We start from the raw sequence: 22,112 nt of genomic DNA on the forward strand, positions 1-22,112 counted from the left end.
GCCTTCCTGTGATTACGTCCGAACCCGTGGGGGAGTGGTTCTGGGAGCCCGCCCCCGTGCTCGATGCTCCCGCGAGCGGGGTGGCGTGGGCCCTCGGGCTGGTGGGGGACGTCAGGGACGTCCTGGCTTCCCTCGGGCTCGTCGCCGACGGGGGTACGGGCTCGGTCGAGGTCTGTGAGCTGTCGGCCATGGGGCGGCCGCTGTTCGAGCGGCGTGACGTGCCGCTCGACGTGCTGGCCGGGCAGGCGTCGGGCCTGCGGTTGCTGCCCGACCAGCACCTGACGGTGGCTCTCCGGCTCCCCGGTGAGTGGATGGAGGCCGGCGTCCGGCGGCGGGCCGAGAAGCTGTTCGTCCTCCGGGTCCATGTCTGGGGCAGGGGTGCGGTGCTGCTCGTGCTGGCCGCTCACGCGGATGCCTGGATGACCCTGGACCTCCGCGAGCGACCGCAGCCGGAGGTCGCCGCAGAGAACGCGCCCCGGCTTGCCGCCGCGCTGAAGCAGATCTCCGAGCTGACCGGTTCGGAGACCGACCCCGGGGACCCGACCTGGCACGCCAGGCCCACGGCCGACGGCTTTGCCGATCTGCTGGTGGAGGGCGCAGAGTACGACGACTCCTGGGACAACTTCGAGGTCCCCGCCCGATGGAGACGGCTCGTGAAGCTCCTTCCCGGCGGATACGGGGAGGAAGAGGACTACGAGTGCACCACCGAGGAGCCGGTCCGGTACGCCGAAGTGCGGTGCGGGGAGCGGCTCCTCGGGTTCCTCTGGGCGTCCGCCGACGGCGCGGCCGGCTACGAGCCGCGCGGCGCGGCGGGGGACGCGGCCTTCGGGGCGGGCGTGCCCTGGCTGCTGCGGTTCCGGGCCGCGCGGAGTGCCGGGGCGGGGGCGTCGGAGGCGCTGGAGGGCTGCCTCGGGCGGATCGAGGCGGGAGTCACCGTCGGAGCGGTCGTACGGCGGGCGCCGTCGCTGGACGCGCTCCAGGAGCTGTCGGGGAGGGGCTGAGGGTGTCGGCGTCGCGGATGCTGGGGCGGCTGCGGGCCGTGGACTGGGACATGCGGTGGGACCTCGCGTTCGAGCGCTGCGGGTCCCGGCGGGTGCTGATGTGGGAGTACCTGCGGCGGGCCGCCGTGTGGGCGAACGCCTGCGGGGCCGAGGAGGCGTGGCCGTTCTACGACGTCACGGCGTACGTGGACCCCGGCTTCGGGCTGCCGCCCGCGCAGGCGGCCGAACTGGAGGAGCTCCGGCGCACGCTGCTTGGGGCCGAGCTCCGCGAGACCTGTGCCGGGGCCGTGCGGCTGGCGGGGCTCGGGGAGCGGACGCCGCAGGCGGTGGCCGGGCTGCCGGACCTGTACGAGCCGCTGGTGCTGTTCTACGAGCGCGGCGGGTCCTTCAGCCGTGACTGCTCCGGGGTGTTCATCGACCTCGTCGGCGTGATGTGCCGGCCGGGTAAGCTCGCGGGCTACCTCGGCAGCCGGCCCGTCGGCGTGCTCGACGAGGCCGTGCTCGACGCGCTGGAGGGCGAAGGGCGCGTCACGTACCACCAGGACGAGTACGGCCAAGGGCCGTTGTTCCGGAGCCGGGTGCTCGGAGACGGCGTCCGGGCCGGCGAAGTGCTCCGCCCGGACCTGCGCTGGGAGCCGGTGGACCTGCCGGCCGGGACCGCGGGCCTGGCCGCCGTCGACCACCTGGAGGCGGCCCGGCGGATCGGCGGCATGGTGTGATCCGCGGCTGCGAACATGGCAGGAGCATGACGGAACCGGCGCCACCGGTTTCGGCGTCGTGAGGGGGCGTACTAGCGTGCGGGGCGACAGGGAGAAGGGAGGCCGGGGTGGCGGCTGAGGACTACGACAGCCAGTTGCTGGAGTCCGTCGCGGTGCGGCGGCGCCGGATGCGCGACGCCGTGCTGTTCGGCGCGCAGCGCGGGCGGCGGGTGGCCGACGAGCGGATCGGGAAGGCCGTCGCCGGGCTGGTCATCGCGGCGGTGCTGTGCGCCGGCTGCGTCGGCTGGTCGTTCATCTCCCACCGCCTCATCGGCAAGGTCGGGACGCCCGGACAGGTCAGTACTCGGTGATAGGTTCGAGCGCGTGGTGAGCATGGGGGCAGTGAGCGGTACGGCTTTGAGCCGGGTCACCCTGGTCGGTGAGCGGCGGCGGATGGATCTCGTTCTCCCCTCGCAGGAGCCCGTCGGGCGTCTTCTGCCCGACGTCATACGGATGCTGGACGACCGGGTGGCCGCGCAGCCGATGCTGCGTCACCTGGTCACGGCCGACGGGTCCGTCATCGAGCACGGCACCTCCCTGGAGGACGCCGGCATCGCCGACGGGGCCGTGCTGCGGCTCGTGCGGGTGCAGGACGTGCCGTCCGCGCCCGTGGTGCACGACGTCACCGACGAGGCAGCCGAGGACCTGGACGTACGCGCCTGGCGCTGGCGCCCCTCCGCGCGGCGGGTCACCGCCGGGGCGGGGCTCGTGCTGTGGGCGCTGGTCGCCGGCTGGTTCGCCCGGCGGGAGTTCGCGCCCGGCGCCGTGGCCGGGGTGCTCCTCGGGACCGCCGCCGCCGCGGGTGCCCTCGGGGCGCTGGCGGGCCGGCTGAAGCGGTCGGGGCTGGCGGCCGCGCTGCTGGCCTGTGCCGCCGCGGTCGGGGTGCTCGGGGCGTGGACCCTGGGCGACGCGCAGCACTGGGGCGCCATGGGCCGGCTCGCCGCCGTCGCGGGTGCGCTGGCCGTCGGACTCGCGCTGCTGGGGTGGTTCACGCCGCTCGGGCGGGGCGGGTTCGTGGGCGCCGCCGCCGTGGTGGGCCTGACGGTGGCGTGGGAGGCGACCGCGCTGGCGCAGGGCCAGGCGGGCGCCCGTACCGGGGCCGTGCTGGCGGTGTTCTCGGTGGTCCTGCTCGGGCTGCTGCCGCGTCTCGCCCTGGCGGCGGCCGGACTGACCGGCCTGGACGACCAGCGGGCCCGCGGGGCCTCGGTCAGCCGGTACAAGGTCGCCACCGCCCTCGGTGCCACCCACCGGGGCATGGTGCTGGCCACCCTCGCCACCGCCGTCTCGGCGGGCGCGGCCGGTGTGGTCGCGCTGCGGGAGCCCGACGTGTGGACGGTGTCCCTCGCCTCGGCGGTCGCCGTCGTACTGTGGCTGCGCGCGCGGGCGTTCCCGCTCGTCGCGGAGGTGGTCGCGCTGCTGCTGGCCGGGGCCGCGGTCACCGTTGCGGCTCTGCTGGTGTGGGCCGGCCGGGCCGGTGCGGCCGGGCCGCTCGCGGTGCTGCTGGTGCTGGCCCTGGCGGCGCTCGGCGTCCTCGCCGTCCAGCCGCCCGAGCACGTGCGGGTCCGGCTGCGGCGGGTCGGGGACACCGCCGAATCGATCGGCGTCATCGTGCTGTTCCCGCTGCTCATCGGGGTGTTCGGCGTGTACGGGCGGCTGCTCGGCACCTTCGCGTAAGGGTTGCTACTCAGACATGTCAGACATGAGCATGAACCAGCGTGACGGTGACGGACACCTGCCCGGGCCCGTCGGCGGACCCGGACAGGCCGGCGGCGGGCCCGGCCCCGGCGCGCAGGGCGACTGGCAGGCCGGCGTCCTGGGCGACCTGATGGGCCACGGCGCGGGCACGGCCGCCGCCGCACCGCAGGGCCCCCTGCCGGTGCAGCCGCACGCCCCGCTCCCGCAGCAGCCGGCCCCCGGGGCACACCAGCCGGCCTACGCCCCGCACCAGCAGGCCCCCGCGCCGCACCAGCAGGCCCCCGGGGCGCACCGGCCCGCCTACGCCCCGCAGCAGTACACCCCGCAGGCCCAGGTCCCGCAGGCGCCGCAGGCACAGGCACAGGCCCGTGCGCCCGAGACCGTCCCGGTCCCCGGCTCCGACGCCGCCGCCGGCCGGCCCCGCCACGGCGACCCGCTGGCCCGCCGCACCCTGCGCACCCTGCGCGGAGCGCTCGGCTCCTCCGTCGCCAAGGCCGTCGCCGCCGAGACGGAACTCGCCACCCAGGTCCAGCAGCCCGTCACCACCGGCCGCCAGATCGTCGTCACCAGCATCCGCGGCGGCTCCGGCAAGACCACCGTCACCGCTCTCCTCAGCCGCACCTACAACCACTTCCGCCACGACCCGGTGCTCACCCTGGAGGCCGACGCCGCCCTCGGCACCCTCCCGGTGCGGCTCGGCGTGCAGTCCCTGCGCTGGACCTGCGCGGACCTCGCGCAGATCGTCCGCCCCTCCATGCAGCTCACCGACATCACCGGCTACCTCGTCCCGCTCCCCGACGGCGGCTGGCTGCTGCCCGGCAGCCAGGGCCGCATCGGCGCCCAGGTCGACGTCGCCACGTACCGGACCGTGATGGTCGCCCTGCGCCGCTACTTCGGCGTCACCGTCGTCGACTGCGAGACCCTCCCCGGCGAGGTCGCCCGTACCGCCCTCGACACCGCGCACGCCCGCGTGCTCACCACGCCCGCCACCGCCGAGGGGCTCGTCTCCACCCACGCCGTCCTCGACTGGCTCGGCTCCCTCCCGGTACCCGTCCTGCCGCGGACCGTCGTCGTGCTCACCGTCCAGTCCCCGCACCCCGCCGTCGACCTCGGCAAGGCCGTCGAGAAGCTGCGCGCGACCGGCGCGGGCGTCGTCGTGCTGCCCTACGACCGCCACCTCGCCTCCGGCGGCGCCGTCACGTCCGAACTCCTCGCCTTCCAGACCCGGGAGGCGTCCGTGCGGCTCGCCGCCGAGGTGCTCCAGCGGGCCGTGGCCCTCCCGGCTTCCGGAGCCGCCCGGTGACCCAGCAGCTGATCCACCGCCCGGCCCGGGGCACGATGCCCCCCGCCCCCGCGCAGCCCCACTCCGTCGAGGCCCCGCCCAACCTGCCCGAGGGCAAGATCGGCAGCCCGGCCACCGCGCTGCTGCCCATGGCGGGCGTGATGGGCTCGGTCGTGATGATGACCGTCATCCGCAACAGCCAGTTCGCCGCCGTCGGCGCGATCGTCCTCGTCTTCGCCCTGATCGGCGCCGTCGCCCTGTTCTGGTCCCAGCGCGGCAAGGCGCAGCGCACCCGCCGCGCCCAGCGCGAGCGCTACCTGGAGTACCTGGAGGAGCAGCGCGAGGAGCTCGGCGCCCGCGAGAAGGCGCTGCGCGACGAGGCCCGCCGCCTCAACCCGCCGCCGGAGGCCCTGTACGACCTCGTACGCGACCCCGCGCGGCTGTGGGAGCGGCGCCGCACCGACCCCGACTTCCTGCGGCCGCGCCTGGGCACCGGCGCCGTCGCCGTGCAGGAGCTCTCCCTCGCGGCGGGCGCCGGCGGCGTCCTCACCCCGCCCGACCGGTTCATGCTCAACGAGGCCGGCGCCCTCATGGCCCGCTTCGGCCGGGCCAGCGACTTCCCGCTGACCGTCCCCCTCGACCGGGCCGGCAACGTCAGCATCGTCGGCGACCGCGAGGGCGTGCTGCGCGTCGCCCGCGCCCTGCTCGCCCACACCGCCGTCCTGCACGCCCCCGACGACGTCGCCGTCGCCCTCGGCGTGCCCGGGGACCGGCTCGGCGACTGGGAGTGGGCCAAGTGGCTGCCCCACGTCCTCGACCAGCAGGAACAGGACGGCCCCGTCGCCGCCCGCCGGATCGCGCCCAGCCTGCCCCAGCTCGCCTCCGGGGTCCTCGCGGCCGACCTGCGCCGCAGGGCCTCGTACGCGGCCGAGGTGCGCCGCGGCCTGTCCGACAAGCGCGCCCTGCGCATGGCCGGCCGGCTCCTCGTCGTCAGCGACGAGTACGGCGAGAACGCCGTCGAACTGCCCCGCCCCGACACCGCCGTGGGCCTGGCCGACATGAACACCACCGTGCTGCACCTGCTCGCCGAGCAGGTCCACGAGCCCGACGAGGTGACCATACGGATCACCGTCGACGGCAGCCACGTCACCGTCCGGGACCTGCGCACCCCCGAGGCCCCCGCCGCCGAGGGCATCAGCGACGCCCTCGGCCCGGCCACCGCCGAGGGCCTGGCCCGCATGCTCGCCCCGCTGCGGCTGTCCGCCGAGTCCGTCGCCGAGGGCACCCCCGTCTCCGGGCCGGTCGACTTCATGGGCCTGCTCGGCATCGCCGACCCCGCCGCCCTCGACGTGAAGCGGATGTGGGCGCCCCGCGGCGAGCGGGACTTCCTGCGCGTCCCCATCGGCATCGACGACCGGCACGGGCCGGTGCTCCTCGACCTCAAGGAGTCCTCGCAGCTCGGCATGGGCCCGCACGGCCTGTGCGTCGGCGCGACCGGCTCCGGCAAGAGCGAGCTGCTCCGCACGCTCGTCCTCGCCCTCGTCGCCACCCACTCGCCCGAGGACCTCGCGATGGTCCTCGTCGACTACAAGGGCGGCGCGACCTTCGCCCCCTTCGAGAAGCTCCCGCACGTCGCCGGCGTCATCACCAACCTGGAGAACCAGGCCGGGCTCGTCGAACGCGTCCACACCAGCCTCGCCGGCGAGGTCAAGCGCCGCCAGCAGGTCCTCAAGGACGCCGGGAACGTCGCCGACATCGGCCACTACGCGGTGCTGCGCGCCGAGAAGCCCGAACTGGAGCCGCTGCCGCACCTGTTCGTCGTCATCGACGAGTTCGGTGAACTCCTCACCGCCAAGCCCGACTTCATCGACCTGTTCCTGTCCATCGGCCGCATCGGCCGCTCCATCGGCGTGCACCTGCTGCTCTCCAGCCAGCGCATCGAGGGCGGCAAGCTCAAGGGCCTGGACACCTACCTGTCGTACCGGCTGGGCCTGCGCACCTTCTCCGCCGACGAGTCGCGGACCGTCCTCGACACCACCGACGCCTTCCAGCTGCCGCCGCTGCCCGGCTTCGGCTACCTCAAGGTGGACACCTCCACCTACACCCGCTTCAAGGCCGGATACGTCTCCGGCCGCTACCGGGGCCCCGCCGCCGCCCTCGACGACACCGAACGCGGCCCGCTCGCCCTGGCCTACCCCACCTTCAACACCTTCCAGGACAGCACCGGCCCGGCCGAGCCCGCCGAGGAGAAGCCCGCCGCCACCGCCCGCGAGACCGGGCCCAGCGTGCTCTCCGTCATCGTCGACCAGCTCGCCGACGCCGCCCCGCCCGTCCGCCGCATCTGGCTGCCGCCGCTGCCCGACGCGACCCCCCCTGGACGCCGCCGCCGGACCCCTGTCCGTCACCGAACGCGGACTCCGGCTCGGCACCGCGCAGCGCACCCCGCTCAAGGTGCCCCTCGGCGTCCTCGACGACCCCGCCCGCCAGTGGCGCGGCCCCTGGGAGCTGGACCTGACCGTCGCCGGCGGGCACACCGCCGTCACCGGCGGCCCCCAGTCCGGCAAGACCACCCTGCTGCGCACCCTCGCCCTGTCGCTCGCGCTGACCCACACCCCGCAGGAGGTCGCCGTCTACGGCCTCGACCTCGCCGGGGGCGGCCTCGCCGCGCTCGCCGGGCTCCCGCACGTCGGCGGGATCGCCGGCCGCGCCGACCGGGAACGGGCCGCCCGTACGGTCGCCGAGGTACGGGCCATGCTCGCCACCCGCGAGGAACTGTTCCGCGTGCACTCCATCGACTCCGTCGACCAGCTGCGCGAGCTGCGCTCCCGGGGCCGGCTGCCCGAGCTGGCGTCCACCGACATCGTCCTGCTCGTCGACGGCTACGGGGCCCTGCGCGAGGAGTTCTCCGAACTCGACGACTCCGTCACCGACCTCCTCAAGCGGGGCGGCGGCTACGGCATCCACGTCGTCGCCGGCATGCTCCGCTGGAACGACGTGCGGATCGCCAACCAGTCCCTCTTCGGCGGCCGCGTCGAACTGCGCCTGGGCGACCCCTCCGACTCGGCCATCGACCGCAAACTGTCCGAGACGATCTCCCCGGACACCCCGGGCCGCGTCCTCACCGACGGCAAGCTGTTCGCGCAGACCGCCCTGCCGCGCATCGACTCCCGGGCCGGGAACACCGACCTGGCCGCCGCCCTGGAGGAGGCCGCGGGCACCGTCCGCGCCACCTGGCACGGCGACATCGCCTCCCCCGTACGGGTCCTGCCCGCACGCCTGTCGGCCGACCGGCTGCCGGGCGTGGACGAGGAGCCGTACCGGATCCCCGTCGGCGTGGACCAGGACGTCCTCGCCCCGGTGCTCCTCGACCTCTTCGGCCAGGACCAGCACCTGCTGATCCTCGGCGACAGCGAGTGCGGCAAGACCAACCTGCTCGCCCTCGTCGCCCGCCAGCTCATCGCCCGCTACGGCGAGGAGGAACTGGTCTTCGCCGTCTACGACCCCAGGCGCGGGCTGCGCGGTGTGGTCCCCGAGCCCTACCGCGGCGGCTACGCGCACAACGCGAAGATCGCCACCGCCCTGTCCGTGGGCATCGCCAAGGAACTCGACAAGCGGCTCCCCGAGGACGGCATCGACCCGGACGCCGAACCGGGCGAGGGCCCCGGCTTCACCGGACCGCGCATCGTGGTCCTCGTCGACGACTACGACATCCTCACCACCGCCGGACAGCAGCCCCTCCAGGCGTTCGTCCCCTACCTGCCGTCCGCCCAGGACATCGGCCTGCACTTCGTGATCGCACGGCGCGTCGCCGGAGCCTCCCGGGCCCTGTACGAGCCGCTGATGACCACCCTGCGCGAGTCCGGCACCACCGCCCTCGTGATGAACGGCGAACGCTCCGAAGGCCAGTTGTTCCCGCAGCTGTACGCGAGCGCCCAGCCGCCCGGCCGCGGCACCCTGGTCCGGCGCGGACGCCCGCACCAGATCGTGCAGACCGCCCTCGCCGACTCCCCGACCCAGGAAGCGCCCTGACACCGTGACCAAGGACGTCATCGCCCTCACCGCCAAGATGCCCGACACCACCGCCCTCATGGTGGCCCTGACGGCGGGCGGCGCGGACCTCGACGCCCAGGCCGTCGGGGACGGCGCCGTCATCCAGCTGCTCGGCGCGGCCGGCCGGCCGCTCGTCTCCGTCGAGGCACCCGTACTCGTCCAGGTCCCCGGCGAGGTGGAACGCCTCCTCGGGACGCCCTGCGCCACCCCCGTCTGGTGGACGGAGACCCGCGCCTCCACCGCCGTACCCGAGGCGGCCCCCCTCGCCGGGGCTATCGCCGGACGCCTCGCCGAGGTCCTCGGCGGCACGGTCTGGCCCGAGGGCGCCGGGCACGTCGCAGTGGTTCCGGTGACCTCCGAGGCCTCGGCGGCACCCGCGCCCGTCGGAGCCCTCCCGACCGTGGACGTCGTCACCGCGTCCACCGCCGTCGTCCTCGCCGACCGGCCCGTCATCGGGCTGACCACCTGGCTGTCGGACGTCCTGCGCACCACCGCCGAATTCGGCGCGGCCCTGCACGTCGTCACCCCCGACCACTGCCGGCTCAGCCTGCCGCTGCGCACCGCGCTCGCCGGCGCGCCGAACCGGTGGGTGGTCCAGGATCCCGCCTGCGGGTACTACGACGGCCTGTCCGGCGCGGTCCTGGCCTGGCAGGACGGCACCTTCGCCCCGGTCCGTGACGAGGCGGGCAACGCGCGGCTCGCCGCCGCGTTCCGGCGGGCCGAGGCGCCGGGGGAACGCCGGCTCACCGTGCAGTTCCGCACCGAACACCCCGCCGAGGAAGGGCTGCTGGTCGGCCGCTCGCTGGAGGCCGCCTGGCGCACCCTGACCGGGGGCCCGCCCGCCGGCTGGGGCACCGCCGAGCCCGTGAACCTGCCGTGGTCGCCGCGCCAGCTCACCGACCTGGCCCGGAGCCGGGCGCCCGAGCCGACGCTGGTCACCGCCGTCGGATCGCCGGAGCGGCCCGCGCTGGCCACCGTACGCGTGCTCCGCACGGCCGCCGGGGTCGAGGAGGACGTCACCCTGTCCCTCGGGTACGGGCCCTCCGAGGAGGTGCCGCTCGACGCGCTCGCCCGACTGGCTCAGGAACTCGTCGCCGGGCACGGCCTGGTCAGCATGCTGGCCGCGCTCGGACCCGGCCGGCGGGACCTGAGCCTGACCCCGCGGGTGTCCGTACCGGCCATACCGGTGTCCTTCACCCTGGGCGGCGCCGGCGTGGCCGAGGCGACGCTGACCCGGGCGCGGCGGCCCCCGCTGGAGGTCAAGCCCGTCCAGGTCGGTCCGCAGCGCAGGCCGGGGCTGCACTACCCGCTGGGCGACGGCGGCGACCCGGCGGCGTGGGAGTCGCTGTCGGTGCTGCTGACCCACCTGCGCACGGCGGTGCCGCCGCTGCCGTAGGCGGGGTGCCGCCGCCGGGGGCGGCGGCTCAGGCCGCCCCGCCGCCGCCGGCGCGCACCAGCCCCGTCTCGTACGCCAGCACCACCACCTGCACCCGGTCGCGCAGTCCCAGCTTCGTCAGGATGCGGCCCACGTGCGTCTTGACCGTCGCCTCCGACAGCACCAGCCGGGCCGCGATCTCCCCGTTCGACAGGCCCTGCGCCACCAGCAGCATGACCTCGCGCTCGCGGTCCGTCAGTCGCTCGATCTCCTTGTTCTCCGGCTCCGCCGCCGTCGTCGGCAGCATCGGCGCGAACCGGTCCAGCAGCCGCCGCGTCGTCGAGGGCGCCACCACCGCGTCGCCGCTGTGCACCGACCGGATCGCGGCCAGCAGCTCCGCCGGCGGGACGTCCTTCAGCATGAAGCCGCTCGCGCCCGCCTTCAGACCCGAGAACGCGTACTCGTCCAGGTCGAAGGTGGTCAGGATGATCACCTTCGGGTGCTGCTCCGGCTCACAGATCCGCCGCGTCGCCTCCACCCCGTCCAGCTTGGGCATGCGCACGTCCATCAGGACGACGTCGACCGCCGTGGCCCGCAGCACCTCCAGCGCCTCCAGGCCGTTGCCCGCCTCGGCGACGACCTCCATGTCCGGCTGCGCGGCCAGCACCATGCGGAAGCCGGTGCGCAGCAGCACCTGGTCGTCGACCAGCATCACTCGGATGGACATCCGTGACTACCTCTAACTCTTCTCGAGCGGTCCCGTGCGGGGCTAACTCTTCTTGAGCGGGAGCAGGGCACTGATCCGGAAGCCCCCGCCGGGGCGCGGGCCCGCGTCCAGGGTTCCCCCGACCATACCGATGCGCTCCCGCATGCCGATCAGACCGTGTCCGGCGCCGTCCGCGCCGCCGTCCTCGTACAGTTCGTGCGCCGCGCCCCGCCCGTCGTCCTCGACGAGCAGGCCCAGCCCGTCGTCGAAGTAGACCAGCCGCACGCTCGCGCTGGCGTCGGGGCCCCCGTGCTTGCGCGTGTTCGTCAGCGCCTCCTGCACGATCCGGTACGCCGTCAGCTCCACCCCGCTCGGCAGCCTGCGCGGCGCGCCCTCCACCTCGAAGTCGACCGTCAGCCCCGCCGCCCGCACCTGCTCGACCAGCACCTCGATCTGCTCCACGTCGGGCTGCGGCACGTAGTCCTCGGACTCCTGCGGCTCCCCCGTGCGCAGCACGCCCAGCAGCCGCCGCATCTCGGCCAGCGCCTGGCGGCCGGTGCCGGAGATGGTCTGGAGGGCCTCCTTGGCCTGGTCGGGCGCCACGTCCATGACGTACGCGGCGCCGTCGGCCTGGACCACCATCACCGAGACGTTGTGCGCGACGACGTCGTGCAGCTCGCGGGCGATCCGGGCGCGCTCGGCGGCCACCGCGACCTTGGCCTGCGCCTCGCGCTCCTTCTCCAGCCGCTGGTTGCGCTCCACGAGCTGGGCGTAGTAGGCGCGGCGGGTGCGCAGCGAGTCGCCCATCACCCAGGCGAGGGCGAAGGGGACCATCATGAAGAGGACGAAGAGGAACTCCTCGGTGCCGCTCGCGCTCTTGTCCACGCCGAAGCGCAGGAAGTACAGCGGCGAGGCCAGCAGACCGGCGCCGAGCGCGGTGCGCGAGACCCAGCGCGGGACGTCGGCGGCGGCCACCGTGAACAGGACGACCAGCAGCGCGACGTCGCAGAACTGTATTTCCTGCCCGATGGCCAGCTGGTAGACGCCCGCGCCGGCCGACAGCCAGAACATCGGCACGGTCCAGCGCCGGCGCAGGGCCAGGGCGGCGGTCAGCGCGGCGACGACCGGCACGGTGGCCAGCCGCAGGGCGGTGCTCTGCCCCTCGGCCCCGGCCACGTTCATCATCGAGATCCCGAAGAAGAGGACAGCCCAGAAGCCGTCGACGCCCGTCGGGTGTCTGCGGATGAAGTCGTAGAGGCGCTGCACGTAACCCAGAGTAGGGAAAGGAAATAGGTGCTGGAGTCAACCAGAGGTGCGATCCCTGCGACGGGGGAGTACTCCCCAAGGTGGAGGGTTGGCTTAACCTGCGGTGGATGAGCGCTGAGGGTGAGGTCAGGGGGCCGGTCCGGTGGCGGGCCGCGATGGAGGCCGCGCTGTACGGGCCCGGCGGTTTCTACGTGCGCCCGGGCGGGCCGGGGCCCGCCGGGCACTTCCGGACCTCCGTGCACGCCTCCGCCCTGTACGCGGGGGCGGTGGCCCGGCTGCTGGAGTGGGTGGACGCGGAGCTGGGCCGGCCCGCGCGGCTCGACTTCGTCGACATGGGGGCCGGGCGGGGCGAACTGCTGGCCGGTGTCCTCGCCGCGCTGCCCGCGGAGACGGCCGCGCGGGTACGCCCGTACGCGGTGGAGCGCGCTGCGCGGCCCGAGGGGCTGGACCCCCGCGTCCGCTGGGTGGCCGAGCCGCCCGAGGGGACGACGGGCCTGCTGTTCGCGAACGAATGGCTGGACAACGTACCGCTGGACATCGCGGAGGACGGCCGGTACGTCCTGGTCGCCCCCGACGGTACGGAAACCGCCGGCGGGCCCCTGGAGGACGCCGACCGGGACTGGCTGGAGCGGTGGTGGCCCGGCGCGGCCGGACCGGACGGCGGCCGGGCGGAGATCGGCCGGGCCCGCGACGAGGCCTGGGCGGCTGCCGTCGCCACCCTGGACCGGGGCCTCGCGGTGGCCGTGGACTACGCGCACACCCGGGGCGCCCGCCCCCCGTACGGCACCCTCACCGGCTTCCGGGACGGCCGCGAGACCGCTCCCGTCCCGGACGGGAGCCGCGACGTCACCGCGCACGTCGCGCTCGACGCCTGCGCGGGCCCGGGGGCCGGCCTGCTCACCCAGCGCGCGGCCCTGACCGCCCTCGGCGTCTCGGGCGGCCGGCCGCCACTGGCCCTGGCCTCCACCGACCCGGCCGGCTACGTCCGCGCCCTGTCGGCGGCGGGCGAGGCGGCGGAACTCACCGCGCGCGGGGGCCTCGGCGACTTCGGCTGGCTGGTCCAGCCGGTCGGGGTGGGGACCTGGCCGGGCTAGGCGGCCACCCCGCGGCGCACGGCCGAGGGCCGGCCTCCCCGTGCGGGAGGCCGGCCCTCGGTGTGTCCTGGTGTGCTTACTCGGTGACGTCGTGGTCGTGGCCCGGGCGCAGACCGCCGCCGTTGCCGGAGCCGGTGGACGGCTTCGGGGTGACCGGCTGCGTCAGCGGCGCCAGGTCCCAGGCGTAGTGGCCCACCGCGTTCGCGATGACGTCGACGTTGATGTCGAGCGCCTTCTGGTCGATGTTGTTGATGTCGTCGCCCTTGCCGTGGTAGTTCGGGTCGTAGGCGACGCCCGCCTGACCGCCGAACTTCGCGGCCTGCTCCGGGGTCTTGATGCCCTCGGCGCCCGTGTCCGTACCGCCCGACGGGATGCCGGCCTCGATGAACGGGCCGTAGTCCGAGCGGCCGGTGAAGTCACTGCCCTCGTGCGGGATCTTCTGCGCGTCGAGGAAGTCGGTGATCTGCTTCTCCAGCTGCGCCGAGCCCTCCGGGCCGGGGCCCGAGCCGACCTTGTCCGAGTCGTCGCCGTCGTAGACGAAGTACGCGGAGTTCGGCGAGGCGATCATGTCGAAGTTCAGGTAGAGCTTGATCTGCTTCTTCTGCTCGGGCGTCAGCGAGGCCACGTACGCCTCGGAGCCGAGCAGGCCGAACTCCTCCGCCGACCACCAGGCGAACTTCACCTTGTTCTTGATCTTCTTCTGCTCGCTCGCGAGGCGCTGCGCGACCTGGAGGATGCCCGCCGAGCCGGAGCCGTTGTCGTTGATGCCCGGACCGGCCGCGACCGAGTCCAGGTGCGCGCCGAGGAAGACGGTGTTGTCCGGGTCGCCGCCCGTGGTCTCCGCGACGACGTTGTACGTCTTGCGGTTCTCGCGCAGCTCGCGGACGTCCAGGGTGAGGGAGACGGGACCGGCGGCCGCCTCGGCGGCGAGCTTCTCGCCGTCCGCCTGGGAGATGCCGCCGGTGGGGACCTTCCCGGCGTTCGCGTCGCCGAGGGTGCCGTTGAGGGAGCCCGCGGTGTTGTTGTAGATGACGGCGCCGACCGCGCCGGCCGCCGCGGCGTTCGCCTGCTTCGTGGCGAAGGTGCAGCCGCCGCGCTTGATCAGCGCGATCTTGCCGGTGAAGGCGCCGGCCGCGAAGTCCGTGGCGTCGCAGCCGTTGGTGTTGTCCGCGTCGACGGGGGCGACGGCGAGGGGCGCGGTGATGCCGCCCTCCGGGCCGCTGGCGGTGTACGTCATCAGCTTGAGGGGCACGTCGCGGCCGGCGTCCCCGTTGACCTTCAGCTTCTCGGAGATCGTCTCGACGTACACGAAGTCGAACTCGTGGCGCGAGACCTGGTACCCGGCGCCCTTCAGCACGTTCTCGACGTACTGCGCCGACTGGGCGTGGCCCTTCGAGCCGGCCACCCGGGTGCCGTTGTTGTAGTCGGCGATCGACTGGAAGACCTTCAGGTGGTTGTTGGCGCCCTTGCCCGTCGAGTCCTTGACCAGCTTCCTGGCCAGCGCGTCACCCCGGGCGGCGTCGCTCTGCGGACTCGTGGCACCGGCCGGACCGGCGAGGAGCAGCGGGGAGACGAGGGCGGCGGCCGCCAGGACGGCGGTGGCTGTGGCTATACGGCGAGAGGGCATGAAGGTCCTTTCACAGCAGGAAGCGGTGGGGGAGGCGTGGCGTGGTGGACGCACGTTAGACACCAAGAGGCGCCCCTCGCCAGAGTTTTCACTGCTTCCGGTTTGTGAAATCCGGATATCGGTACCTCTGCGGAGGGGCGAAATCCGGCCACCGTCCGATCGTCGGGCAGACCGGCTCAGCGCAGGATTCCCTCGATGAAATCGGCACCTATTCGTGCGACCACGGACAGATCCAACTGGTGCTGTACGTAACGCCCCTGGCGCCGGGTGTGCAGCAGGCCCGCCCGCTTCAGCACGGCCAGGTGCCGGGACACCTCCGGCGCGGAGATCCCGTAGACCCGCGCCAGTTCGGTCGTCGTGTACGGGGCGCGCGCCAGACTGCGGCACAGCATCATCCGCATGGGGTGCGCCAACGCCTCCATCCGGCGCTGGAGCAGCTCCACCGAGCCCGGCCCGGCGGCCAGTTCGGGCGAGTCCAGCGGGTAGTGCACCACCGGCCGCCAGCCCGGAGCGTGCAGCACCAGCAGGTGCGGCCAGCCGAAGTTCGTCGGCACGAACAGCAGCCCCGGCCCGACCAGCGGATCCGTCGCCGTGGTCTGGCCGTTGACCATCTTGTCGGCGGTGATCACCGTCAGCCCCTCGTCGACGCTCAGCGCCGAGGACACCTCCCGCAGCACCGCCGGCAGCCCCTTGTGGCGCAGCACCTCCGTCTTGTGCCGGGCGTCCGCCGTCTGCCGGGGTTCGATGCGCCGCCAGGTCTCCGCGAAGAAGGCCTCGTCGCAGTCCTCCAGCAGCCGCCGCATCCACACCCGCACCCCGGCCGGGTCGTCCAGCAGCCGGATCGAGAACTCCAACTGGCGCGGCCCGCGCGCCGCCGCCGCCTCCAGCGCCTTCGCCCGCGCCCCCGCGTCCTTCAGCGGGTTGGCACCGCCGCCCTCGTTGTACAGCGCCAGCCAGCAGTGCTCCAGCGCCGCCATCACGAACCGCTCGTCGTCCAGCCGGTCGAGCACGTCCAGCTCCTCGGCCAGCGTCGCCCCCGGGTGGCCGGTACCGCCGGGGATGCCGGCGAAGGCCATGAAGATGTCCGAGAACGAACTGCGCCACATGAAATCGGCCTCGAGGAGCCGGTCGGCCAGGCCGGGGTCGAGCGAAGCCGTAGTGGCCCTCGTCCAGGACTGGAGCCCCGGGTGATGGGCCGGCTGCGAGAGCGCGTGCAGGGTCATGCAGAGCTCGGCGAGCGGCGACGGCGCGAAACCGATCCGCTCCGCGGGGAGCCCGGCGATGTCGATGGTGACGCTCATCGCCCCATTGTGGCCTCCCGCACCGCCTCCGAGGCCGCCGGGGGACGGCGGGCGCGCACCCGCGGCCGTGCGCCCGTACGAGGGGCCGCGAGGCCTCCGGCGGGACATCGCCGCAGGTGGGAGGCGTCGATTGACGAGGAGCGTCAATCGGCGGGCGCGCCGCGCCCAACGGGGTGAGGGTGGATGCATGACAGCCATCGAGCAGTACCTCATCGACACCTACCGCGCGGCCCAGCACGGCACGCCCCCGCCCCCGCCCCCGGGCCGCGACGACCTGGCCACCCTCCGCGCCCTGCGCACCACGGCCCAGTTCACCGCCGTCCTGGACGGCCGCCCGGCCGCCCACCCCTGGCTGCACGCCCTGACCCGCCGCCTCCACCGGGGCGGCGCGTGCTGACTAGGGACGCCTGGTCAGGATGCAGTGGGGGTCGTCGTTGTCCTCGTCGCCCACGCGGGTCCAGAGCATCAGCGTGTTCCCGTGCCGCCACACGCTGAGGGAGTCCGCCACCTCGTCGCCCTTGGGGCCCTTGGCGTCGAACCTGCGCGTGACGGCCGACCCGACCGGCCCCGTCCCGCTCGTCCAGGTGCCGGTTCCCGACCGGGGCCCCTGCCAGTTCCAGTCCGAGGCGCCCATCCAGTCGCCGCACACCTGGTGGGCGGTGAACGTCCCGTCCGCCCCGAGTTCCAGGGTGCCGCCGTCGGCGTCGGTCCAGGTGGTCGCCAGCTCGGCCTGGGGGAGCGCGACGGCTTCGCCCTCGGGCGGTGGCCGGTTCCAGATCCTGCCGCAGGCGGTGAGCGCGAGAGCCGCGGTGAGGAGGACCAGCGGGATCCGGCGGGAACGCGGCACGCTCCACCCCCAACGGTTTCTGCGGGCCGCCTGCGCGACCGGGGAGATCAAGGACGTGGGCGCAGCCTGACACAGGACTTGAACGTGTTCAAGTCCGAGGGGTGCCGTCGGCGGACCGGACCCCCACCTCCCTAAACCCGCGCCAGGAAACCCCCCACCGCCTCCCGGACGTCCTCCGCCGTCCAGGCGAGGCCCGGCCGCGTGATCTCCAGTTCCGTCACCGACAGGCCCGGCGGGCCCTCCGGGGACCACCGCCGGAACAGTGCCGTGCCCGTTTCCTCCGCCAGGCGGGCGCCCGCCTCCGTGAGGCGGTCGGCCTCGTACGGCAGCCACACCTGGAACTGGTGCGTGTGCGGCACCTCCGGGTGGACCCGGGACCACGGCACGCCCGCCTCCGCGAAGGCCTCCCGCAGCGCGGCCGCGACGACCCGGGCCTGCTCCACGTACGCGGGCAGCCGCGGCAGCTCCCGCTCCAGCCCGGCCAGGGCCGCCAGGGCCTGGGGGAACTGGCGGAAGACCTGCCCCCCGTACCGGTGGCGCCACACCCGGGTCTCCTCCACGAAGTCCCGGGGTCCGGCCAGGCAGGCCCCGCTCAGCCCACGCAGCGACTTGTAGAAGGAGACGTACACCGAGTCCGCGAGCCGCGCGATCTCCGGCAGCGGCCTGCCGAAGTGGACGGTGGACTCCCACAGCCGGGCCCCGTCGAAGTGGACGACCGCGTCCCGCTCCCGGGCGGCGTCCACCAGCCCCTCCAGCTCCTCCCACGAGGGCAGCAGGAACCCGGCGTCGCGCAGCGGCAGCTCCAGCATCAGCGTGCCGAAGGGCTCGGGGTGCTCCCGCACCTCCCGCGGGGTCGGCTGGCGCGGCTTCGTCACCAGGTGGGTGGTCCGCAGCCCGGCCAGCGCCGTCAGGGCTCCGCCTTCCCACCGCTCCGGGTGGCTCATGGGATGCAGGGCCACGACCCGGTCCCCGGTACGCCCCGCCCAGCAGCGCAGCGCGACCTGCTGGGCCATCGTCCCCGAGGGGAAGAACGCCGCGTCCTCGGTGCCGAGCAGCCCGGCGACCCGCTCCTCCAGGTCGGCGACGACCCCGTCGCCGTAGATGTCCGCCGGGGCGTCCAGGTCGTACGGGGCGTCGGCGAGCCCGGCGAGCAGCTCCCGGACCGTCTCCTCCCGCCCGCCGCAGGTGAGGGCCCGGCGGGCGCCCTTCCAGGCCGCCACCAGCCGTTTCGTCTGCTCCGCGTCATCGCTCATGCCCAGATCATCGCGGACCGCCCCCCGCCCCCGCCCCTGAGAATCCGCGGGCGCCCGCCCCCTCCACGGCCCCGGAGACCGGCCCGCCGGGAGGCTCCCGTCCCCCCGGCGGGCCTGACCGGCGCCAGGCCGCGGAAAGGGCCTAGCATGGCGACGTATCGTCCGGTACCCCTCGCGGACTGGAACGGAAGGCCCTCACCGCGTGAACTCATCCCAGGAACCGCGCCCCGCCCGGCTCACCGTCGGAGTCGTCGGCGCGGGCCGTGTCGGCCCCGCGCTGGCGCGCGCGCTCCAGCAGGCCGGGCACCGCCCCGTCGCCGTGTCCGGGGTCTCCGACGCCTCCCGGCGCCGGGCCGAGCGGATGCTGCCGGACGTGCCGCTGGTGTCGCCGGCGCAGGTGCTTGAGCGGGCCGAGCTGGTGCTCCTCACCGTCCCCGACGACGCCCTGCCGGGCCTGGTGGAGGGCCTCGCGGAGACCGGCGCCGTCCGCCCCGGGCAGCTCCTCGTGCACACCTCGGGCCGGTACGGGACCGCCGTGCTGGACCCCGCGCGGCGCGCGGGCGCGCTCCCGCTGGCGCTGCACCCGGCGATGACCTTCACCGGCACCGAGGTGGACGTGCAGCGCCTGGCCGGCTGCTCCTTCGGCGTGACCGCCCCCGACGAGCTGCGGCTCGCCGCCGAGGCCCTGGTCATCGAGATGGGCGGGGAGGCCGAGTGGATCGCGGAGGAGAGCCGTCCGCTCTACCACGCGGCCCTCGCGCTGGGCGCGAACCACCTGGTCACCCTGGTCGCCCAGGCCATGGAGCTGCTGCGCACCGCGGGCGTCGAGCACCCCGACCGGATGCTCGGCCCGCTGCTCGGCGCCGCCCTGGACAACGCCCTGCGCTCCGGCGACGCCGCCCTCACCGGGCCCGTCGCCCGCGGTGACGCGGGCACCGTTGCCGCGCACGTCTCGGAGCTGCGCAAGCACGCTCCGGCCACCGTCGCCGGGTACCTGGCGATGGCCCGTACGACCGCGGACCGCGCCCTCGCGCACGGCCTGCTCAAGCCCGAACTGGCCGAGGACCTCCTCGGCGTGCTCGCGGACCCCGCCGACCCGAAGGATTCCGAGCGATGACCGGCCCGCTCCAGCTGCTGAACACCGCCGAAGAGCTCCACAAGCTCCCGCGCGCCGGCCGCCGGGCCGTCGTGATGACGATGGGCGCCCTGCACGAGGGCCACGCCACGCTCATCCGTACGGCCCGCGAGGAGGTGGGCCCGGACGGCCAGGTGGTGGTCACCGTCTTCGTCAACCCCCTCCAGTTCGGGGCGAACGAGGACCTCGACCGCTATCCGCGCACCCTCGACGCCGACCTGCTGGTCTCCGAAGGGGCGGGCGCCGACGCCGTGTTCGCGCCTTCCGTGGACGAGGTCTACCCGGGCGGCGACCCGCAGGTGCGGATCACCGCGGGGCCGATGGGGGAGCGGCTCGAAGGCGCCACCCGGCCCGGCCACTTCGACGGCATGCTGACCGTCGTCGCCAAGCTGCTCCACCTCACCCGCCCGGACCTGGCCCTGTTCGGCCAGAAGGACGCCCAGCAACTGGCTCTGATCCGGCGCATGGTGACCGACCTGAACTTCCCCGTCGAGGTGGTCGGCGTACCCACGGTCCGGGAGGACGACGGGCTCGCCCTGTCCTCCCGCAACCGCTACCTCGGCCCGGTCGAGCGCCGTACCGCCCTGGCCCTGTCGCGCGCCCTGTTCGCGGGCCGCGACCGGCTGGCCGCGCAGGCCGCGCTGTGCGCCCGCGCGGAGGCGGCCCCGGCGAGCGACGAGCGCGCCACCGCCCTGGCCCGGCTCGGCGAGATCCGCGCCTCCGCCGACGCGCACGCCGTGTCGGCGGCGGCCGGCGGCGTCACCGGCCTGCCGGACGCCGTACGGGCCGCCGCGCGGCACGTGCTGGAGGAGGCGGGCCGGCACGAGCCGCCCCTGGTCCTGGACTACCTGGCCCTGGTGGACCCGCAGGACTTCACCGACGTCGGCCCCGACTTCACCGGACGCGCCGTGCTGGCCGTCGCGGCGAAGGTCGGCGCGACCCGGCTGATCGACAACATCCCATTGGAGTTCGGAGCACACGCGTGAGCACCACAGGCAACCCAGGCACCCCCGGCGCCGCCGGCACGGGCATACGGCTGCACGCCCCCGCCCCCGGCTGGGCCCTCGACGCGGACGTCGTGGTCGTCGGTTCCGGCGTCGCGGGCCTGACGGCCGCGCTGCGCTGCGCCGCCGCGGGCCGCCGTACGGTCGTGGTCACCAAGGCGCGGCTCGACGACGGCTCCACCCGCTGGGCGCAGGGCGGCATCGCGGCCGCCCTCGGCGAGGGCGACACCCCCGAGCAGCACCTGGACGACACCCTGGTCGCGGGCGCGGGCCTGTGCGACGAGGCGGCCGTGCGGCTGCTGGTCACCGAGGGCCCCGACGCGGTGCGCCGACTGATCGAGGCCGGGGCGGTCTTCGACACGTCCGCCGAGACCGGCGAGATAGAGCTGACCCGCGAGGGCGGCCACCACCGCCGCCGCATCGCGCACGCGGGCGGCGACGCGACCGGCGCGGAGATCTCCCGCGCCCTGGTCGAGGCCGTGCACGCCGCCGGGATCCGCACGGTCGAGAACGCGCTGGTCCTGGACCTGCTCCAGGACGCCGAGGGCCGTACGGCCGGCGTGACCCTGCACGTGATGGGCGAGGGCCAGCACGACGGCGTCGGCGCCGTCCACGCGCCCGCCGTGATCCTGGCGACCGGCGGCATGGGCCAGGTGTTCTCCGCGACGACCAACCCGGCGGTCTCCACGGGCGACGGGGTGGCGCTGGCGCTGCGCGCCGGCGCCGAGGTCTCGGACCTGGAGTTCGTCCAGTTCCACCCGACGGTCCTGTTCCTGGGCCCGGACGCCGAGGGCCAGCAGCCGCTGGTGTCGGAGGCGGTCCGCGGCGAGGGCGCGTACCTGGTCGACGCGGACGGGGTCCGCTTCATGGTGGGGCAGCACGAGCTGGCCGAGCTGGCGCCGCGGGACATCGTCGCCAAGGGCATCATGCGCCGCATGCAGGAGCAGGGCGCCCGGCACATGTACCTGGACGCGCGGCACTTCGGCGCCGAGATGTGGGAGAACCGGTTCCCCACGATCCTGGCGGCCTGCCGGGCCCACGGCATCGACCCGGTGACCGAGCCGATCCCGGTCGCCCCGGCCGCGCACTACGCCTCGGGCGGCGTACGCACCGACCTGCACGGCCGTACGACCGTGCCGGGCCTGTACGCGTGCGGCGAGGTGGCCTGCACGGGCGTGCACGGCGCGAACCGGCTGGCCTCCAACTCCCTGCTGGAGGGCCTGGTCTTCGCCGAGCGGATCGCCGAGGACATCACCGCGAACCCGCCCGTGGGCAGCGGCCCGGGCATACCGGTGCCCGCCAGCGGTCCGCTCCAGCCGGCCGAGGCCCGGTACGAGGTCCAGCGCATCATGACGGAGGGTGCGGGCGTGCTCCGCTCCGCCGGATCCCTCGCGGCGGCCGCCGAGGCGCTGGAGACCCTGTACACGACGGCCCTGGGCGAACTGGAGAGCCGGGGCAAGACCGCCGTACCGGGCGTGGAGACCTGGGAGGCGACCAACCTGCTGTGCGTGGCCCGCGTCCTGGTGGCCGCCGCCCAGCGGCGCGCCGAGACCCGCGGCTGCCACTGGCGCGAGGACCACCCCGACCGGGACGACGCCGAGTGGCGCCGCCACCTCGTGGTGCGGCTGTCGCGCACCGAGCGGCGGGCGCTGGTCGTCACCCCCACCGACTCGGCGGACTTCCCGTCCGTCCACCACCCCCTCAGCCTGGAGAAGTGA

The 22,112-nt window shown here is 74.7% G+C and carries 17 protein-coding genes and 1 pseudogene; 12 read left to right on the forward strand and 6 right to left on the reverse strand.

Translation table 11 applies throughout. The features are described from left to right. Positions 1–56: 56 nt before the first annotated feature. The 7 genes and pseudogenes from ABD973_RS17935 to ABD973_RS17965 all read left to right on the forward strand — a co-directional run bounded on the left by ABD973_RS17935 (position 57) and on the right by ABD973_RS17965 (position 10,182). Positions 57–1,001 carry a hypothetical protein gene (locus tag ABD973_RS17935; RefSeq protein ID WP_345500873.1) on the forward strand — a complete coding sequence of 315 codons (945 nt, stop codon included), beginning with the start codon at positions 57–59 and terminating at the stop codon, positions 999–1,001. A 2-nt stretch (positions 1,002–1,003) separates the two neighbouring features. Then, entirely contained in the window at positions 1,004–1,720 is a 717-nt protein-coding gene (locus ABD973_RS17940; RefSeq protein ID WP_125821518.1) for a hypothetical protein, read from the forward strand. Between the two features lie 167 nt (positions 1,721–1,887). After that, positions 1,888–2,070: a hypothetical protein gene (locus ABD973_RS17945; RefSeq protein ID WP_050779875.1), complete on the forward strand. Its 183-nt coding sequence runs from the start codon at positions 1,888–1,890 to the stop codon at positions 2,068–2,070. A 22-nt stretch (positions 2,071–2,092) separates the two neighbouring features. Beyond that, positions 2,093–3,433: a type VII secretion integral membrane protein EccD gene (gene eccD / locus ABD973_RS17950; RefSeq protein ID WP_164721065.1), complete on the forward strand. Its 1,341-nt coding sequence runs from the start codon at positions 2,093–2,095 to the stop codon at positions 3,431–3,433. Positions 3,434–3,458: 25 nt separating this feature from the next. Then, on the forward strand, positions 3,459–4,757 hold the full coding sequence (locus ABD973_RS17955; protein ID WP_345500876.1) for a hypothetical protein: 1,299 nt from the start codon (positions 3,459–3,461) through the stop codon (positions 4,755–4,757). Beyond that, positions 4,754–8,765 (forward strand): annotated as a pseudogene (gene eccCb / locus ABD973_RS17960) (type VII secretion protein EccCb). Before ABD973_RS17955 ends, eccCb begins: the two are co-directional and overlap by 4 nt. 4 nt (positions 8,766–8,769) lie before the next feature. Next, entirely contained in the window at positions 8,770–10,182 is a 1,413-nt protein-coding gene (locus ABD973_RS17965) for a DUF6177 family protein (protein WP_345500878.1), read from the forward strand. A gap of 28 nt (positions 10,183–10,210) precedes the next feature. On the opposite strand, the gene ABD973_RS17970 is transcribed toward ABD973_RS17965, so the two are convergent. Next, on the reverse strand, positions 10,211–10,888 hold the full coding sequence (locus tag ABD973_RS17970) for a response regulator transcription factor (RefSeq protein ID WP_125601240.1): 678 nt from the start codon (positions 10,886–10,888) through the stop codon (positions 10,211–10,213). Between the two features lie 42 nt (positions 10,889–10,930). Continuing rightward, the gene (locus tag ABD973_RS17975; protein WP_125821513.1) at positions 10,931–12,133 is read right to left on the reverse strand and encodes a sensor histidine kinase; all 1,203 of its coding nucleotides are present in this window, start codon (positions 12,131–12,133) and stop codon (positions 10,931–10,933) included. 107 nt (positions 12,134–12,240) lie between these two features. Here ABD973_RS17975 and ABD973_RS17980 point away from each other — a divergent pair, with 107 nt between their 5' ends. After that, positions 12,241–13,227 carry an SAM-dependent methyltransferase gene (locus tag ABD973_RS17980; RefSeq protein ID WP_345500880.1) on the forward strand — a complete coding sequence of 329 codons (987 nt, stop codon included), beginning with the start codon at positions 12,241–12,243 and terminating at the stop codon, positions 13,225–13,227. A gap of 76 nt (positions 13,228–13,303) precedes the next feature. Here ABD973_RS17980 and ABD973_RS17985 read toward each other — a convergent pair whose 3' ends face one another. Both ABD973_RS17985 and ABD973_RS17990 read right to left on the reverse strand, forming a co-directional pair. Further along, complete coding sequence (locus ABD973_RS17985; RefSeq protein ID WP_345500882.1) at positions 13,304–14,854, reverse strand: M28 family metallopeptidase; 1,551 nt, start codon at positions 14,852–14,854, stop codon at positions 13,304–13,306. A gap of 176 nt (positions 14,855–15,030) precedes the next feature. Next, on the reverse strand, positions 15,031–16,155 hold the full coding sequence (locus tag ABD973_RS17990) for a DUF5937 family protein (RefSeq protein WP_345500884.1): 1,125 nt from the start codon (positions 16,153–16,155) through the stop codon (positions 15,031–15,033). Between the two features lie 187 nt (positions 16,156–16,342). On the opposite strand from ABD973_RS17990, the gene ABD973_RS17995 reads away from it, so the two are divergent. Beyond that, positions 16,343–16,552 (forward strand): hypothetical protein, encoded by a 210-nt coding sequence (locus tag ABD973_RS17995; RefSeq protein WP_125601226.1) that lies wholly within the window; start codon positions 16,343–16,345, stop codon positions 16,550–16,552. Here ABD973_RS17995 and ABD973_RS18000 read toward each other — a convergent pair whose 3' ends face one another. Then, complete coding sequence (locus ABD973_RS18000) at positions 16,553–17,002, reverse strand: hypothetical protein (protein ID WP_345500887.1); 450 nt, start codon at positions 17,000–17,002, stop codon at positions 16,553–16,555. A gap of 131 nt (positions 17,003–17,133) precedes the next feature. Continuing rightward, on the reverse strand, positions 17,134–18,255 hold the full coding sequence (locus ABD973_RS18005) for a threonine aldolase family protein (RefSeq protein WP_345500889.1): 1,122 nt from the start codon (positions 18,253–18,255) through the stop codon (positions 17,134–17,136). A 202-nt stretch (positions 18,256–18,457) separates the two neighbouring features. Between ABD973_RS18005 and ABD973_RS18010 the strand changes: the two genes are divergently transcribed. The 3 genes from ABD973_RS18010 to ABD973_RS18020 are packed head-to-tail and all read left to right on the forward strand — an operon-like array spanning position 18,458 to position 22,112. After that, the gene (locus tag ABD973_RS18010; protein WP_125599479.1) at positions 18,458–19,372 is read left to right on the forward strand and encodes a Rossmann-like and DUF2520 domain-containing protein; all 915 of its coding nucleotides are present in this window, start codon (positions 18,458–18,460) and stop codon (positions 19,370–19,372) included. Further along, positions 19,369–20,376, forward strand: a complete 1,008-nt coding sequence (gene panC, locus ABD973_RS18015) for a pantoate--beta-alanine ligase (RefSeq protein ID WP_125599476.1) — start codon at positions 19,369–19,371, stop codon at positions 20,374–20,376. Before ABD973_RS18010 ends, panC begins: the two co-directional genes overlap by 4 nt. Beyond that, on the forward strand, positions 20,373–22,112 hold the full coding sequence (locus ABD973_RS18020) for an L-aspartate oxidase (RefSeq protein WP_125599473.1): 1,740 nt from the start codon (positions 20,373–20,375) through the stop codon (positions 22,110–22,112). Before panC ends, ABD973_RS18020 begins: the two co-directional genes overlap by 4 nt.

The organism is Streptomyces racemochromogenes (genome assembly GCF_039535215.1).
Taxonomy (GTDB): Bacteria; Actinomycetota; Actinomycetes; order Streptomycetales; family Streptomycetaceae; genus Streptomyces; species Streptomyces racemochromogenes.